Genomic DNA, 12,478 nt, shown 5'->3' on the forward strand with positions numbered 1-12,478 from the left:
GGATGTTACACGCGGGGGCTTCTTCGGCGCTCGATGCCTGTCTTGACACTTGGTGACACGAAGGGCAACGTGTGACGCATGACGAAGCGCCAGGCATGGAGTGCCGAACGGATTCCTGACCAGACGGGGCGGGTGTTCGTCGTCACCGGGGCGAACAGCGGCCTCGGACTGGCGACCACCCGCGCCATCGCCCGTCGCGGCGGCCGGGTGGTTCTCGCCGTACGTGACGAGGAGAAGGGTCGGCGGGCGGTTGCGGAGATCGCTGCCGGGCAGCCGCAGGCGCGACCGGAGGGGCGATTGGAGGGGCGATCGGAGGGGCGTCTGGAGGTGCGCCGGCTCGACCTGGCCGACCTGGACTCCGTGCGCGCCTTCGCCGAGCGGCTGCGCGCGGACGGCGTCCGCCCGGACGTCCTGGTGAACAACGCCGGGGTGCTGGCACCGCCGCGCACGCTCAGCCCGCAGGGGCACGAGCTCCAGTTCGCCGCCAACCACCTCGGGCACTTCGCGCTCACCGGGCTGCTGCTCGACCTGCTGGCGGCGGGGCCCGACTCCCGGGTGGTCACGGTGAGTTCGGCCAACCACCGGCAGGGGCGGATCTTCTTCGAGGACCTCACCGGCGAGCGTGCCTACTCCCCGATGGGCTACTACAACCAGTCGAAGCTCGCCAACGCCGTGTTCGGGTGGGAGCTGCACCGGCGGCTGGCCCTGGCCGGCAGCCCCGTCCGCAGCGTGCTCGCCCACCCCGGCTACGCGGCCACCAACATCCCGGCCCGCTCGGTCGGAATGGTGAAACTGCTCTTCGGGTGCATCCTGCTCCCGCTCGCCCAGTCCTCGGAGCAGGGCGCGCTGCCCCAACTGTTCGCGGCCACCGAAGCGGGGGCGACGAGCGGGCAGTTCATCGGACCGGGCGGGATGGGGGAGCTGCGCGGGGCGCCGAAGGTGGTCCAGCTGGCCCCGAGGGCCGTCGAGATGGAAACCGGGCGACGGCTGTGGGAGCTGTCGGAGCGGCTGACGGACGTCCGGTTCGGACTGCCGGCGGGTGCCTGAGCCTGGGGCCCGGCCCCGCCCGGTGAGCGTCGGGGTGCCGGGGTGCCGGGTGCCGGGTGTCGGGCGTCAGGGTTCGGTGACGGGCGTCAGGGTTCGGTGACGAGCGTTCGAAGGGAGCGCAGCAGGGCCTCGGCCTCGGCGGCGGGCAGGGCGGACAGGAAGCGCTGTTCGGCCTCGATCTGGACGCGTTCCGCCCGGTGGAGCAAGTTCCGCCCTTCCGGGGTGAGTTGGACGATGTTCTTGCGGCGGTCCTCGGCGCTGCGGCGGCGCTCCGCGAGGGCCTTGGACTCCAGGCCGTCGACCAGGGTGACCATCGTGGTCCGGTCGACGCCCAGCCTGGCGGCCGCCTCCTGCTGGGAGAGTGGCACGTCGGGGGCGAGCACGGCGAGTACGGCCAGTTCGCGGCCGTCCAGGCCGAGGGGTGCCAGCGCCTGGGCGGACGCCTCCGCGTAGCGCAGGTGGGCGCGCTTGAGCAGGTAGCCGAGGCGGGTCGACAGGAGGTCGTCGGGGCTTGCGTCGCTGGTCATGGGGGTCAGGATATCTCCGTGCGATTGATGGTCAGTGATGCTGATGATTTGCTAGGCTGATGAATATGAGTCAACTCGCCTTACCCGCTGTCACCTTCGGCATCAAGACCACCCCCATGCGGGTCCCCTACGCGGACATCCTCCGCGTCTGGCGGGAGGCCGACGACCTGCCCGAGATCGCGGACGCCTGGCTGTGGGACCACCTGATGCCCGTCGCCGGTCCCAAGGACGGCGAGGTGTTGGAGGGCTGGACCCTGCTCAGCGCCCTCGCCGCCCGCACCACCCGGCTCCGGCTCGGCCTGCTGGTCACCAGCAACCGCCTCCGGCACCCCGCGCTGCTCGGGAAGATGGCCACCACGGTCGACGTCATCTCCGGCGGGCGCCTCGTCATGGGCCTGGGCGTCGGCGGCACCCACCAGCCGGCCGGGGCCGGGGGGATCGCGGGGGACAACCCCGCCCTGGCGGAGTACGCCGGGTACGGATTCGACCTGGTGCCGCCCGGTGAGGGCATCGACCGGCTCGCCGAGACCGTCGAAGTGCTGCGGGGCATGTGGACCGAGGACGTCTTCGACCACGACGGCCGGTACTACCGGCTGACCGGCAACCGGAACGAACCCAAGCCCGTCCAGCGCCCCGGGCCGCCGATCCTCATCGGAGGCTGGGGGACGCGGCTGCTGCGGCTGGTCGCCGAACAGGCCGACATCTGGAACGTCCCGGGGCCTCCGCACAACGGCGTCGAGCGCGTCGTCGAGCGCAGTCGCGTCCTCGACGCCCACTGCGCGGCGATCGGCCGCGACCCGCTAACGATCACTCGCTCCGTGCAGTACATCGTCTCGTACGACGACCCGGCCGGGGATCGTGCCACCATCGCCGAACTGATCGCGGCCGGCTTCAACCACCTCGTGCTGAGCCTGCGCAGCCCGTACCCGGCGGGCGCGGCCCGGTGGCTGGTGGAGGAGATCATCCGGCCGCTGCAGCGCGGATGACCGTGAGCACCACTGCCGAGGTGTGCGCGGGAAGCCGACGGGGCCGGCTTCCCGCACACCGGGCCGGCTCGGCGACCGGGGCGACCGCGACGGCGGCGGCGTCGTCGTCGGAGGGCCGCGTCTCATCGGGATCAACCCCGATCCTCCCCTGACCCGCTCCTGAGGGCGCATCAGGACCACTGTCGGGTCTGCGCCACTCCGCCCGGAGGAAGGGGAGTTCGGGTGGTGGCTCCACTGCTCCGGCGAATTCACGAGACCGCTGTCGGCAGGTGATGCGAGACTCGGCCCCATGAAGCCCAATGATCCCAAGGATGACCTGCACCGCTACCTCAAAGCAGCCCGCGAAGCCATCGTCTGGAAGCTGGACGGACTGTCCGAGTACGACATCCGCCGCCCCCTGACGCCGACCGGCACCAATCTCCTCGGCCTCGTCAAGCACCTCGCCAGCGTCGAGCTCGGGTACTTCGGCCCGACCTTCGGCCGCCCGCACAACGAATCCCTCCCCTGGCACGAGGAGGACGCCGAGCCCAACTCGGACATGTGGGCACCCGCCGACGAGTCGCGCGAGGACGTCCTCGGCCTCTACCGCCGCGCCTGGGCGCACGCGGACACGACGATCGAGGCGCTACCGCTCGACGCGATGGGCCACGTCGCCTGGTGGGGCGACAACGGAGACGTGACGCTTCAGCGGATCATGCTGCACATGACGGCCGAGACGAACCGGCACGCCGGCCACGCCGACATCGTCCGCGAGCTGATCGACGGCAAGGCCGGTATGCGGAAGGACAACAGCAACATGGATGGCGGAGACGAGGCCTGGTACCAGGACTACCGGAACCGGCTGGAGGCGTCCGCCAAGGAGGCTCAGGCCAAGCAGGGCTGAGCCCGCCCCCGATGCCGCCCTGTGCGGGCAGCAGCCCCAGCCCTGCGCCCCGGATCGGGAGGAGCGCGGCTGACGCGGTGCGCGGGAAGCCGGCGGGGCCGACTCCCCGTGCACCAGTGCGGTGTCCCGCCCGGCGTCTGCGCCGAGCGGGGGCTCATGCCGGGGCCCTACTGCTGCGGCATCGGCTCCAGGACGAAGCCGCGGACCGGCACGTCATCGGCGGGCGGGCCGTAGGCGGGGCCCTCCGGCGCCTTTTGCTGCTTTCGGTACCACGCGACCAGTTGTGCGTACCGGGGGTCGACCCACTCTTCCACCGGAGTACCTCCTGTCGGTTGCTCGGCAGGGTATGCCGCTCAGGCCACCTTCGGTTTGTGGCACGGGTGTTCGGGCTTCGGCATCGGTTTGATCGGCCCGTCCTTGGCGGGGGGCGTGCTGGCGGCTCGCGGCGACCGTCACCAGGCTGTCGTCGTCGGGGGCCCGCCACAGGTCCGGGTCGACGTGGAAACCGGCCGCGCGGATGGCGTCCTGCGTGTGCTGGAGGATGTCCGGGTCGTAGTTCTGGGCGCCGTACCCCGGGCTGTGGTGGACGAACTCCCCGAAGCGCGTGCAGAGGTCCGCGTAAGCCTCGGTGTGTTGGGTGAGGGCGTGCCAGCCCTCGTCCACGATGCGGCTCGGAGCGATGGCGATGTCGCGTCGGAGCGCGCCCGTGGCGACGAAAGCGACCGCCTCTCGGGCGATCCGCTTGGCCATCGGGACCTTCGTGCCGCGGTTGTTGTCTGAGTTCTCGCCAGGCCGTCTCCTCCGTGGCCGCGCCGCGAGCGGCTTCCAGGAACTCGGCTTCGGCTTCGTCCGATATTCCGAGCGCCGTCAGGATGAGGTCCACGTCCTGCACGCTGGGGAGAGCCTTGCCGGTTTCGATCTTCGAGAGCTTGGCCGGAGACATGGAAGCCCTGCGGGCGACGGTCTCGGCTGTTCTGTCCGAGGCGATCCGCAGCGTCCGCAGGGCTTTGCCCAGTTCTTTGTGCTGATCTCTGCTCAACCCGCCGAGTACTCCCCGAACGGTACGGCGTTGGCCAGCGCGATCTCCCGGTACCGCTGGTACTCGTCGAGACGGTTGTCGGGCAGTAGTTCCGCGCCGATGAACTGCCCTGCGTCGGTGTAGCGCATCCGGTAGACCTGGGCGTCGTCGAACAGCCAGCAGTCGTGGCCGGGCAGGCCGGCCACATTCTGCTGGGGGCGACGGAGTTCAGAGCCGGTGGGTGGTGATGGTGATCGGGTGGGCGGTCCAGTCGGTCATGTCGCCGACGTAGAGGGTGACGGACCAGCGGCCGCTGCGGGAGAGGCACTCCGCGACGCCGTTGCCGCCGCCAGGGCCGATGCAGAGACGGATGAAGTCCCGGTGGGCCGCGCGGACCGGGCGCCGGCGGACGTGGTCCCAGAGGACCGGCAGCGCGTGGTCGAGGCTCGGGAACGCGGTGGGCAGCATGATGCCGGTGATCCGGGCCCGGACGGCGCTCACGCGGCGACCGCCTCGGCGGAGGCGGTGATGTGGCACCAGATGAACTTGCCGATCCCGCCCCTGCGCGGGCAGCAGCCCCACTCGGAGGCCAACTCCTGGACGAGGAGCAGCCCCCGGCCGGTCTCGGAGCTGGTGGAGGTGGGCCGGAGCGAGGGCTTCTCGCTGTCGGCGTCGTGCACCTCGATGCGGAGGGTGGCGGGGGCGGGGAGCTGGAGGCGGATGAAGACCAGGCGGTCGCGCGGGGCGCGGGCGTGCTGGACGGAGTTGGTGACCAGCTCGGAGAGGATCAACTCGCCGGTGGGGAGGAGGGGTTCGGCGGAGGGGTGGGGGAGGAGGAACTCGCGGAGCTCCTGGCGGGCGTTGCGGGGGGACTTGGGGTGTCGGGGGAGCCAGCAGGTCTGTTCGCGCATGGCAGGGCCACCTCTGGAGTGTGCAGGTGAGAGTGGTGAAGGGGCATGGGAATGCCCGGGAGGTGAGCCCGCCATGATCACTCTTTGTGTCGGGCCCCACTACTCCAGGTAGCATGCACCCGTGCTGATGCAGACTGCAAGCGAAACAAATGCAACGATGCAGATAGGCTCCCGCTGGAATGACGGATCGTCACAAGGCAAACTGAGGGAGGCCAGGGAGAGGATTTGTACATGGCTGACGAGCTGAGGCCGACCGTGCGTGCTCGCCGACTCGGCTCCGAGCTTCGCCGTCTCCGCGAGGTCGCGGGCAAGGGCACCGAAGACGCAGCGAAGGCTCTGGCTTGCTCCCGCGCCAAGATCAGCCGCATAGAGACCGGGGCATCCGGCGTTCGCCGGCTGGATCTGGGGATCTTGCTGGACCTCTACGGCGTGGTCGGGGCGGAACGTGACGCGCTCGAGAGGTTGTCCAGGGAGAGCAAGAAGCGGGGCTGGTGGCACGACTACGGCGACACGATCCCGTCGGCGTACGTAGACGTTCTCGGGCTCGAAGACGATGCCCGGTACATCCGCATGTGGCAGACCATGGTTGTGCCGGGCCTGTTGCAGACGAGGCGCTACGCCCGGGCCCTGCTGGAGGCCAATCCCGCCGCGGTGCGCCCGGAGCGGATCGACCAGTTGGTCGAGATTCGGATGGGGCGGAAGGAAGTGCTCGCGAAGCCGGACCCGGCCCGCTTCTGGGCGATCATCTGGGAGCCAGCACTCAGGTGTCCGGTGGGAGGGGCGGACGTTCATCGTGAGCAGCTGACGTACTTGATCGAGACGGCGAAGCTGCCGAACGTGACCCTGCAAGTGGTGCCACTGGATGTCGGTGCAACCGCTGGTGCGTGCGGTGCCTTCGTGATGTACGGCTTCTCCGATTCGCCCACTCCAGGGGCAGTGTTCCTGGAGACGCTGACGAGCAGCCACTACCTGGAGCAGCAGGGTGAGCTGGACGGCTACGGGCTGGTCTTCGAGTATCTGCGATCGGCCGCCCTGGACCCGGTGAAGTCGCTGGATATGATCGCGGCGATTGCGGCGGAGATGTGACGACGAGATCAAAAGAGGTGTGAGCACATGACTGTGCCAGAGATCGCCGCTCGGGGTTGGTGGAAGAGCAGCTACAGCGCCCAGGCGAACGAGTGCGTGGAGACCGGGCAGTTGGTGCGAGGCGGAATAGCCGTCCGGGACTCCAAGGACCCGGACGGCCCGGTTCTGCTGTTCGCAGGTGAGGTGTGGGCCGACTTCCTCTCCGGGGTCAAGGGCGGGGAGTTTTCGACCGTCCGTTACCTCAGCTGAGGTTGTCGTACCAGAAGAAGAGCGTCCGCAGGACCACGCCCGGGCCGCCGGCGCCGAAGGCGATCACCATGGACTGGGCGACCGCGACATCCGTCGGGTCGATGCCCTGGGACCAGGTGACCTTGGCATCCAGGCCGGGGATGGTGCGGCCGGGGGCGTAAGCCCGGTAGGTGCCCCGGGCGTGGGCGATGAGATGGCCGTTGCGGCGCAGCTCCGCCTTGCGCAGGCTGGTGGACCGGAGTTCGTAGCTGCGGTCACCGACAACAGCCGTGCGGGTCCGGCCCTTCCGGCTGGTCGGCACGGGGTGGCCGTTGACGTTCATCGCGCCGTGGTCGCGGTCGGGCACCACGGTGACGGTGGGCATTCCCGCCCCCTGGACCTTGGCCACGACGGACGGCCAGCGGTCGTGGCTGACCTGGATCGGCCCGAACGGGCCGTCGATCACGCGTTGTTGGAGCTTGGGCATGTCTGGGCTACCCCCGTATACCGAGAACCGACAGCGGAGCTGCCGTGGGACGGCAGCTCCGCTGTCTTGCTGAACGTTGTCGATCTAGAAGTCGTCGTCGAAGGCGACGGTGCCCTCGACGGCCACCTGGTACGCCGACACCCGGCGCTCGAAGAAGTTGGTCAGCTCCTGCACGTTCTGGAGCTCCATGAACCCGAACGGGTTGGTCGACCCGTAGCGGATCGGCATCCCGAGGCGGGCCAGGCGCTGGTCCGCCACGGCCTCCAGGTACTGGCGCATGGAGTCGGTGTTCATCCCGGTGAGACCGTCGCCGCAGAGGTCCTGGGCGAACTGGAGCTCGGCCGCGACGGCCTCCTCCAGCATCTCCGTGACCTGCTTGGCCATCTCGTCGTCGAAGAGGTCGGGCTCCTCCTCGCGGACGGTGTCCACGACCGACATGGCGAAGTCCATGTGCATGGACTCGTCGCGGAACACCCAGTTGGTGCCGGTCGCCAGCCCGTGCAGCAGGCCCCGGCTCCGGAACCAGTACACGTAGGCGAACGCGCCGTAGAAGAACAGGCCCTCGACGCACGCCGCGAAGCAGATCAGGTTGAGCAGGAACGCCCGCCGATCCTCCTTCGTCTGCAGCGAGTCGATGTGGTCGACCGCGTTCATGTACTTGAAGCAGAACTGGGCCTTCTGGTGGATGGAGGGGATGTTCTCCACCGCGGCGAAGGCCGCGTTGCGGTCCTCCGGGTCCGGAAGGTAGGTGTCGAGCAGCGTCAGGTAGAACTGGACGTGCACGGCCTCCTCGAACAGCTGACGGCTCAGGTACAGCCGCGCCTCCGGGGAGTTGATGTGCTTGTAGAGGCTCAGCACCACGTTGTTCGCGACGATCGAGTCACCGGTCGCGAAGAACGCCACGAGCCGGCCGATCAGGTGGCGCTCGCCCTCGCTCAGCTTCGCCAGGTCGGCGACGTCCGAGTGCAGGTCCACCTCCTCGACGGTCCAGGTGTTCTTGATCGCGTCGCGGTACCGGTCGTAGAACGACGGGTAGCGCATCGGGCGCAGGGTCAGCTCGAAGCCGGGGTCGAGCAGCATCTTGCGGTCGTCGGCAGTCATTACTGGCAGGCCTCGCAGGACTCGGGGTTCTCCAGGGAGCAGGCCAGCGCGGCCTCTTCCTCGGGGGTGAGCGTGGGGGTGCCCACAGGAATCGTGCCCGTCGGCACGGGCGCGGCGGCGCGGGCGGCGCCCGAGGCGGCCTGGGCGATCCGGGTCGCGGGGCGCGAGCGCAGGTAGTAGGTGGTCTTGAGACCGACCTTCCACGCGTAGGCGTACATCGAGCTGAGCTTGCCGATGGTCGGCGCCGCCATGAACAGGTTCAGCGACTGGCTCTGGTCGAGGTACGGCATGCGGGCCGCGGCCAGGTCGATCAGGGCGCGCTGCGGCAGCTCCCACGCGGTGCGGTACAGCGAGCGGACCTCCTCCGGCAGCCAACCCAGCTCCTGCACCGAGCCGTTGGCGTCGCGCAGGGCGTCGCGGGTCTGCTGGTCCCAGACGCCGAGCTCCTTGAGTTCGCGCACCAGGTACGGGTTGACCTGGAGGAACTCGCCCGACAGGGTCTCGCGCTTGAACAGGTTGGACACCTGCGGCTCGATGCACTCGTACACGCCGGCGATGGACGCGATGGTCGCGGTCGGGGCGATCGCGAGCAGCAGCGAGTTGCGCAGGCCGGTCTCGGCGATGCGGGCGCGCAGCGCCGTCCAGCGGTCGGTCCACTGCGGGGCCGCCGTCGGGAAGTGGTCGATGTGCAGCTCGCCGCGGGCGGCGCGGGTCTCGCCGTACGCCTCGTGGCGGCCCAGCTGCTCGGCCAGGTCGGCGGAGCGCTCGTAGGCGGTGAGCATGATGCGCTCGGCGATCAGCGTGGAGAGCCGGGCGGCCTCGGCGGAGTCGAAGTCGATCCGCAGCTTGAAGAAGACGTCCTGGAGGCCCATCACGCCGAGGCCGACCGGCCGCCAGCGGGAGTTGGAGGTGCCGGCCTCGGTGGTCGGGTAGAAGTTGATGTCCACCACGCGGTCGAGGAACGTCACGGCGGTGCGGACGGTGGCGTCGAGGCGCTCCCAGTCCATGGCGTTGACCAGGTCGTCGGCGGAGGCGCCGGCGGCCACGTGGGCACCGAGGTTGACCGACCCGAGATTGCAGACGGCGGTCTCGGAGTCGTCCGTGACCTCCAGGATCTCGGTGCACAGGTTGGAGGAGTGCACCGTGCGGCCCGGCAGGGCGGTCTGGTTGGCGGCGCGGTTGGAGGCGTCCTTGAAGGTCATCCAGCCGTTGCCGGTCTGCGCCAGGGTGCGCATCATGCGGGCGTACAGGGTCTGTGCCGGGATGGTGCGGACGGCCTTGCCGGCCAGCTCGGCCTTGCGGTACGCCTCGTCGAACTCGGCGCCCCACAGGTCGACCAGCTCGGGGACGTCGGCCGGGGAGAACAGCGACCAGTCCTGGTCGGCGTTCACGCGGCGCATGAACTCGTCCGGGATCCAGTGCGCCAGGTTCAGGTTGTGGGTGCGGCGCGCCTCCTCACCGGTGTTGTCGCGGAGCTCCAGGAACTCCTCGATGTCGGCGTGCCAGGTCTCCAGGTAGACGCAGGCCGCGCCCTTGCGGCGGCCGCCCTGGTTGACGGCGGCGACCGAGGAGTCGAGGGTGCGCAGGAACGGCACGATGCCGTTGGACTTGCCGTTGGTGCCGCGGATCAGGCTGCCGCGCGAGCGGATGCGCGAGTACGACAGGCCGATGCCGCCGGCGTGCTTGGAGAGGCGGGCGATCTGCGCGTAGCGGTTGTAGATCGAGTCCAGGTTGTCCAGCGGCGAGTCCAGCAGGTAGCAGCTGGACATCTGCGGGTGCCGGGTGCCGGAGTTGAAGAGCGTCGGCGAGGAGGTCAGGTACTCCAGGCGGCTCATCAGGCCGTACAGCTCGGACACCTCGCGCACCGACTGCTCGGAGTCGCCGACCGCCAGGCCGCAGGCGACGCGGAGCAGGAAGTGCTGCGGGGTCTCGATGACCTTGCGGGTGATCGGGTGGCGCAGCAAGTAGCGGGACTGCACGGTGCGCAGGCCGAAGTACTCGAAGCGGTCGTCGCCCTTGGTGTCGATGAGCGCGTCGAGGGTGTCGGCGTGCTTGGCGACGAAGGCGGCGGTGGTGTCGCCGATCAGGCCCTCGGCGTGGCCGACGGCGATCGAGGCGGAGAAGGAGACCGAGCCCTGGCCGTTCGCCTCGTCGACGATCTCCAGGGCGAGCAGACGGGCCGCCAGCTTCGAGTACTGGGGGTCCTCGGCGATCATCGACGCGGCGGCGTCCACGGCCAGCCCGCGCAGCTCGGCGAAGTCCGAGCCGGCGTGGCGGCCGCGCAGCGCGGCGGCGGCGACATGGCCGGGGTCGACCTCGGTGAGGTCGGCGCTGCGGTCGGTGAGCAGCCGCAGGAGCGCGCCGCCGGGGTCGGAGACCGTCGGGTCGACAAATGCGGTACCGGTGCCCTGGGCGGGCAGGGTGACTGAGGCAGCGGTGGTCAAGGCGCTCTCTCCTGGCGGCGATCGGCGGCGTGATCGGGGTCACCCGGGCCGATGTGGGCAGGGGAGCACGGCGCGAACGCAAAAAGCGTCGCGCGAGGTGTCTCCCCGGCCCGCCCGCGAGGCCCGGAGGGGTCGTTCTGGTGCCGGCGCGGCCTCTGCGGGAGGGCCGTGGCGCACACTGTTCGGCAGGTACTCGGACTCGCGGTACGGCTGCTGGAGCCGCCCGCACACCGCTGCGGGGCAGTCCCGGAATCGCACCGGGTTCCCCTGCATCGACAGCAGAAGCGAGCATACATGTAGTGGTGTCTCCTCGATGCGACACCACATGTAGTGCGGCGTGGCGTGTTGGCGCGATGACCTGCGGTGCCCGGGCGGGTGATGGTTCGTGGTCTTCCGAGGGCTGGAGTGGCGCCCGGGAGGCGATGCGGCGGCCCACCGGGCGCCCCGGATCCGCGCGTCGGACGCCCCCGGTCCGGGCGCCGCGCGTCCTGGTTTCGCCACGGAACGGTCACCGGGCCTCGGGGCGCCCGGGGGGATGCCCTACGATCTGGGCGCATGAGCGACGGAACTGGCGTACCTGGGCACGGACCGCAGGGGACGCCTCCCGCCGGGCCGGGGGGCGCACAGAATCAGCAGCCGGCGGTACCGGGTCCGGTACCGCCACCGAGCGGCGGCTTCGGCCCGCCGCCGGCCTCCTACGGGCCGGTGGCACCGCCCGGGCAGCCGTTCTCGCAGCCCGTCCCGCCGGTGCCCCAGCCGGTTGCCCAGCCGGTCCAGCCGCCGGCCCCGCAGCCGCAGTGGCAGCAGCAGCCTCCCCAGCAGCCGGCTCCGCCGCAGCCCGTCCCGCCGCAGCGCGTCGAGCCGGACTGGGAGGCGTTGGCGAACCGCAACGAGGCCGACGGCAAGCGCAAGCGCCGGGTGAAGGTCATCGGCATCGTGGCCGCCGTCGTCCTGGTGGGCGGCGCGGTCGCGGGCGGCGTGCTGCTCCTCGGCAAGAAGGACGACCCGAAGAAGCCCGGCGGCGGTGCGGTCTCCACCGCCTCGACCAAGCCGACCCCCGGTCCGTCGAGCGCGAGCGGGACCCCGGGCGGCCAGCCGGACGACCCGTCGAAGCCGATCTGGGAGGCTGCCACCGACCCGGCGCCGCAGGACGCGGGGGCGCTGTTCTCCGCCCTGCAGGTGACGGTCAACGGCGCGACCTGGAACCGGACCGTGGTCTCGCTGGACCAGCCCTGCTGGGACGGCAACTCCACCACCGGCGGGCTGGGCAAGATCCTCGGCGACCAGGGCTGCCAGAAGGTGCTCCGGGCGACGTACGTCTCCGGCGACAGCGCGGTGACCGTCGGCGTGGCGGTCTTCGACCACAAGATCCAGGCCGAGACCGCGATGAAGAACTTCGCCGGTCAGCTCAAGGGCCTCCCCGCGCCGGGCGCGCCGGCGTTCTGCGCCAGCCCCGGCTGCACCGGCACCCACGGCAGTCTGGGCCGGTACGCCTACTTCACCGTCGAGGGCACGGCGAAGGGCGGCAACACCCCCGACGCCACCGCGACCGCGGCGTCCTCCGGGTTCGCCGAACACGTGAAGGGCCAGCTGCTCCAGCGGGCCAAGGCGGCGGGCTCCGCCACGCCCGGTTCGCAGGGCACGTCGGCGGCCACCCCGACCGGCTGACCCGTCGTGACACCCCGGCGGCGGAGCCGTTCGCCGGGGCCGGGGGAGTGTGGCAGGCTCTCGTCGGAGTGAGTCGTACGCGTGTTCCGGTT

At 70.5% G+C, this 12,478-nt stretch carries 13 protein-coding genes, 2 pseudogenes and 1 riboswitch; of the genes and pseudogenes, 6 read left to right on the top strand and 9 right to left on the bottom strand.

Features of this window, described 5'->3' with window-relative positions; translation table 11 throughout:
• The first annotated feature begins 78 nt into the window (after nt 1-78).
• Nucleotides 79-1,047 carry an oxidoreductase gene (locus ACZ7BZ_RS16945; protein ID WP_470359004.1) on the top strand — a complete coding sequence of 323 codons (969 nt, stop codon included), beginning with the start codon at nt 79-81 and terminating at the stop codon, nt 1,045-1,047.
• 86 nt (nt 1,048-1,133) lie between these two features.
• Here the strand turns inward: ACZ7BZ_RS16945 and ACZ7BZ_RS16950 are convergent, their stop codons facing one another.
• Nucleotides 1,134-1,574 carry a MarR family winged helix-turn-helix transcriptional regulator gene (locus tag ACZ7BZ_RS16950; RefSeq protein WP_470359005.1) on the bottom strand — a complete coding sequence of 147 codons (441 nt, stop codon included), beginning with the start codon at nt 1,572-1,574 and terminating at the stop codon, nt 1,134-1,136.
• A gap of 65 nt (nt 1,575-1,639) precedes the next feature.
• On the opposite strand from ACZ7BZ_RS16950, the gene ACZ7BZ_RS16955 reads away from it, so the two are divergent.
• Nucleotides 1,640-2,560: an LLM class flavin-dependent oxidoreductase gene (locus tag ACZ7BZ_RS16955; RefSeq protein WP_470359006.1), complete on the top strand. Its 921-nt coding sequence runs from the start codon at nt 1,640-1,642 to the stop codon at nt 2,558-2,560.
• A gap of 289 nt (nt 2,561-2,849) precedes the next feature.
• On the top strand, nt 2,850-3,443 hold the full coding sequence (locus tag ACZ7BZ_RS16960) for a DinB family protein (protein ID WP_470359007.1): 594 nt from the start codon (nt 2,850-2,852) through the stop codon (nt 3,441-3,443).
• Nucleotides 3,444-3,610: 167 nt separating this feature from the next.
• Here ACZ7BZ_RS16960 and ACZ7BZ_RS16965 read toward each other — a convergent pair whose 3' ends face one another.
• From ACZ7BZ_RS16965 to ACZ7BZ_RS16985, 5 genes and pseudogenes are all read right to left on the bottom strand, one after another.
• The gene (locus tag ACZ7BZ_RS16965; protein WP_470359008.1) at nt 3,611-3,757 is read right to left on the bottom strand and encodes a hypothetical protein; all 147 of its coding nucleotides are present in this window, start codon (nt 3,755-3,757) and stop codon (nt 3,611-3,613) included.
• A 530-nt stretch (nt 3,758-4,287) separates the two neighbouring features.
• Nucleotides 4,288-4,482: pseudogene (locus ACZ7BZ_RS16970) on the bottom strand (helix-turn-helix domain-containing protein); the annotation flags it as partial.
• Nucleotides 4,479-4,673, bottom strand: a pseudogene (locus tag ACZ7BZ_RS16975) (DUF6879 family protein); the annotation flags it as partial. The pseudogenes ACZ7BZ_RS16975 and ACZ7BZ_RS16970, both read right to left, overlap by 4 nt.
• A 16-nt stretch (nt 4,674-4,689) precedes the next feature.
• Complete coding sequence (locus ACZ7BZ_RS16980; RefSeq protein ID WP_470359009.1) at nt 4,690-4,962, bottom strand: hypothetical protein; 273 nt, start codon at nt 4,960-4,962, stop codon at nt 4,690-4,692.
• Complete coding sequence (locus tag ACZ7BZ_RS16985) at nt 4,959-5,372, bottom strand: ATP-binding protein (RefSeq protein ID WP_470359010.1); 414 nt, start codon at nt 5,370-5,372, stop codon at nt 4,959-4,961. The genes ACZ7BZ_RS16980 and ACZ7BZ_RS16985 overlap by 4 nt, the downstream gene beginning before the upstream one ends.
• A 231-nt stretch (nt 5,373-5,603) precedes the next feature.
• Between ACZ7BZ_RS16985 and ACZ7BZ_RS16990 the strand changes: the two genes are divergently transcribed.
• A complete protein-coding gene (locus ACZ7BZ_RS16990) occupies nt 5,604-6,458 on the top strand; it encodes a helix-turn-helix domain-containing protein (protein WP_470359011.1) in 855 nt (284 codons plus the stop codon).
• A 27-nt stretch (nt 6,459-6,485) separates the two neighbouring features.
• Nucleotides 6,486-6,707, top strand: a complete 222-nt coding sequence (locus ACZ7BZ_RS16995) for a DUF397 domain-containing protein (RefSeq protein WP_470359012.1) — start codon at nt 6,486-6,488, stop codon at nt 6,705-6,707.
• On the opposite strand, the gene ACZ7BZ_RS17000 is transcribed toward ACZ7BZ_RS16995, so the two are convergent.
• From ACZ7BZ_RS17000 to ACZ7BZ_RS17010, 3 genes are all read right to left on the bottom strand, one after another.
• Nucleotides 6,700-7,173, bottom strand: coding sequence for a hypothetical protein (locus ACZ7BZ_RS17000; protein WP_470359013.1), 474 nt, complete (start codon nt 7,171-7,173; stop codon nt 6,700-6,702). The two genes, ACZ7BZ_RS16995 and ACZ7BZ_RS17000, sit on opposite strands and share 8 nt — an antisense overlap.
• An 84-nt stretch (nt 7,174-7,257) precedes the next feature.
• Nucleotides 7,258-8,274 carry a ribonucleotide-diphosphate reductase subunit beta gene (locus ACZ7BZ_RS17005; protein WP_470359014.1) on the bottom strand — a complete coding sequence of 339 codons (1,017 nt, stop codon included), beginning with the start codon at nt 8,272-8,274 and terminating at the stop codon, nt 7,258-7,260.
• The gene (locus tag ACZ7BZ_RS17010; protein ID WP_470359142.1) at nt 8,274-10,694 is read right to left on the bottom strand and encodes a ribonucleoside-diphosphate reductase subunit alpha; all 2,421 of its coding nucleotides are present in this window, start codon (nt 10,692-10,694) and stop codon (nt 8,274-8,276) included. Before ACZ7BZ_RS17010 ends, ACZ7BZ_RS17005 begins: the two co-directional genes overlap by 1 nt.
• Before the next feature lie 191 nt (nt 10,695-10,885).
• Nucleotides 10,886-11,026, bottom strand: a riboswitch (cobalamin riboswitch).
• Between the two features lie 439 nt (nt 11,027-11,465).
• Here ACZ7BZ_RS17010 and ACZ7BZ_RS17015 point away from each other — a divergent pair.
• Nucleotides 11,466-12,386, top strand: coding sequence for a hypothetical protein (locus ACZ7BZ_RS17015; RefSeq protein WP_470359015.1), 921 nt, complete (start codon nt 11,466-11,468; stop codon nt 12,384-12,386).
• Nucleotides 12,387-12,478: the final 92 nt, after the last annotated feature.

It is taken from the genome of Kitasatospora sp. NPDC036934, from assembly GCF_055608425.1.

Excerpts from the sequence above, each read along its gene's own strand:
- ACZ7BZ_RS16990 (WP_470359011.1), top strand. The coding sequence starts at position 5,604 with ATGGCTGACGAGCTGAGGCCGACCGTGCGTGCTCGCCGACTCGGCTCC.
- ACZ7BZ_RS16950 (WP_470359005.1), bottom strand. The coding sequence starts at position 1,574 with ATGACCAGCGACGCAAGCCCCGACGACCTCCTGTCGACCCGCCTCGGC.
- ACZ7BZ_RS17000 (WP_470359013.1), bottom strand. The coding sequence starts at position 7,173 with ATGCCCAAGCTCCAACAACGCGTGATCGACGGCCCGTTCGGGCCGATC.
- ACZ7BZ_RS16960 (WP_470359007.1), top strand. The coding sequence starts at position 2,850 with ATGAAGCCCAATGATCCCAAGGATGACCTGCACCGCTACCTCAAAGCA.
- ACZ7BZ_RS16945 (WP_470359004.1), top strand. The coding sequence starts at position 79 with ATGACGAAGCGCCAGGCATGGAGTGCCGAACGGATTCCTGACCAGACG.
- ACZ7BZ_RS17005 (WP_470359014.1), bottom strand. The coding sequence starts at position 8,274 with ATGACTGCCGACGACCGCAAGATGCTGCTCGACCCCGGCTTCGAGCTG.
- ACZ7BZ_RS16985 (WP_470359010.1), bottom strand. The coding sequence starts at position 5,372 with ATGCGCGAACAGACCTGCTGGCTCCCCCGACACCCCAAGTCCCCCCGC.
- ACZ7BZ_RS16955 (WP_470359006.1), top strand. The coding sequence starts at position 1,640 with ATGAGTCAACTCGCCTTACCCGCTGTCACCTTCGGCATCAAGACCACC.
- ACZ7BZ_RS16995 (WP_470359012.1), top strand. The coding sequence starts at position 6,486 with ATGACTGTGCCAGAGATCGCCGCTCGGGGTTGGTGGAAGAGCAGCTAC.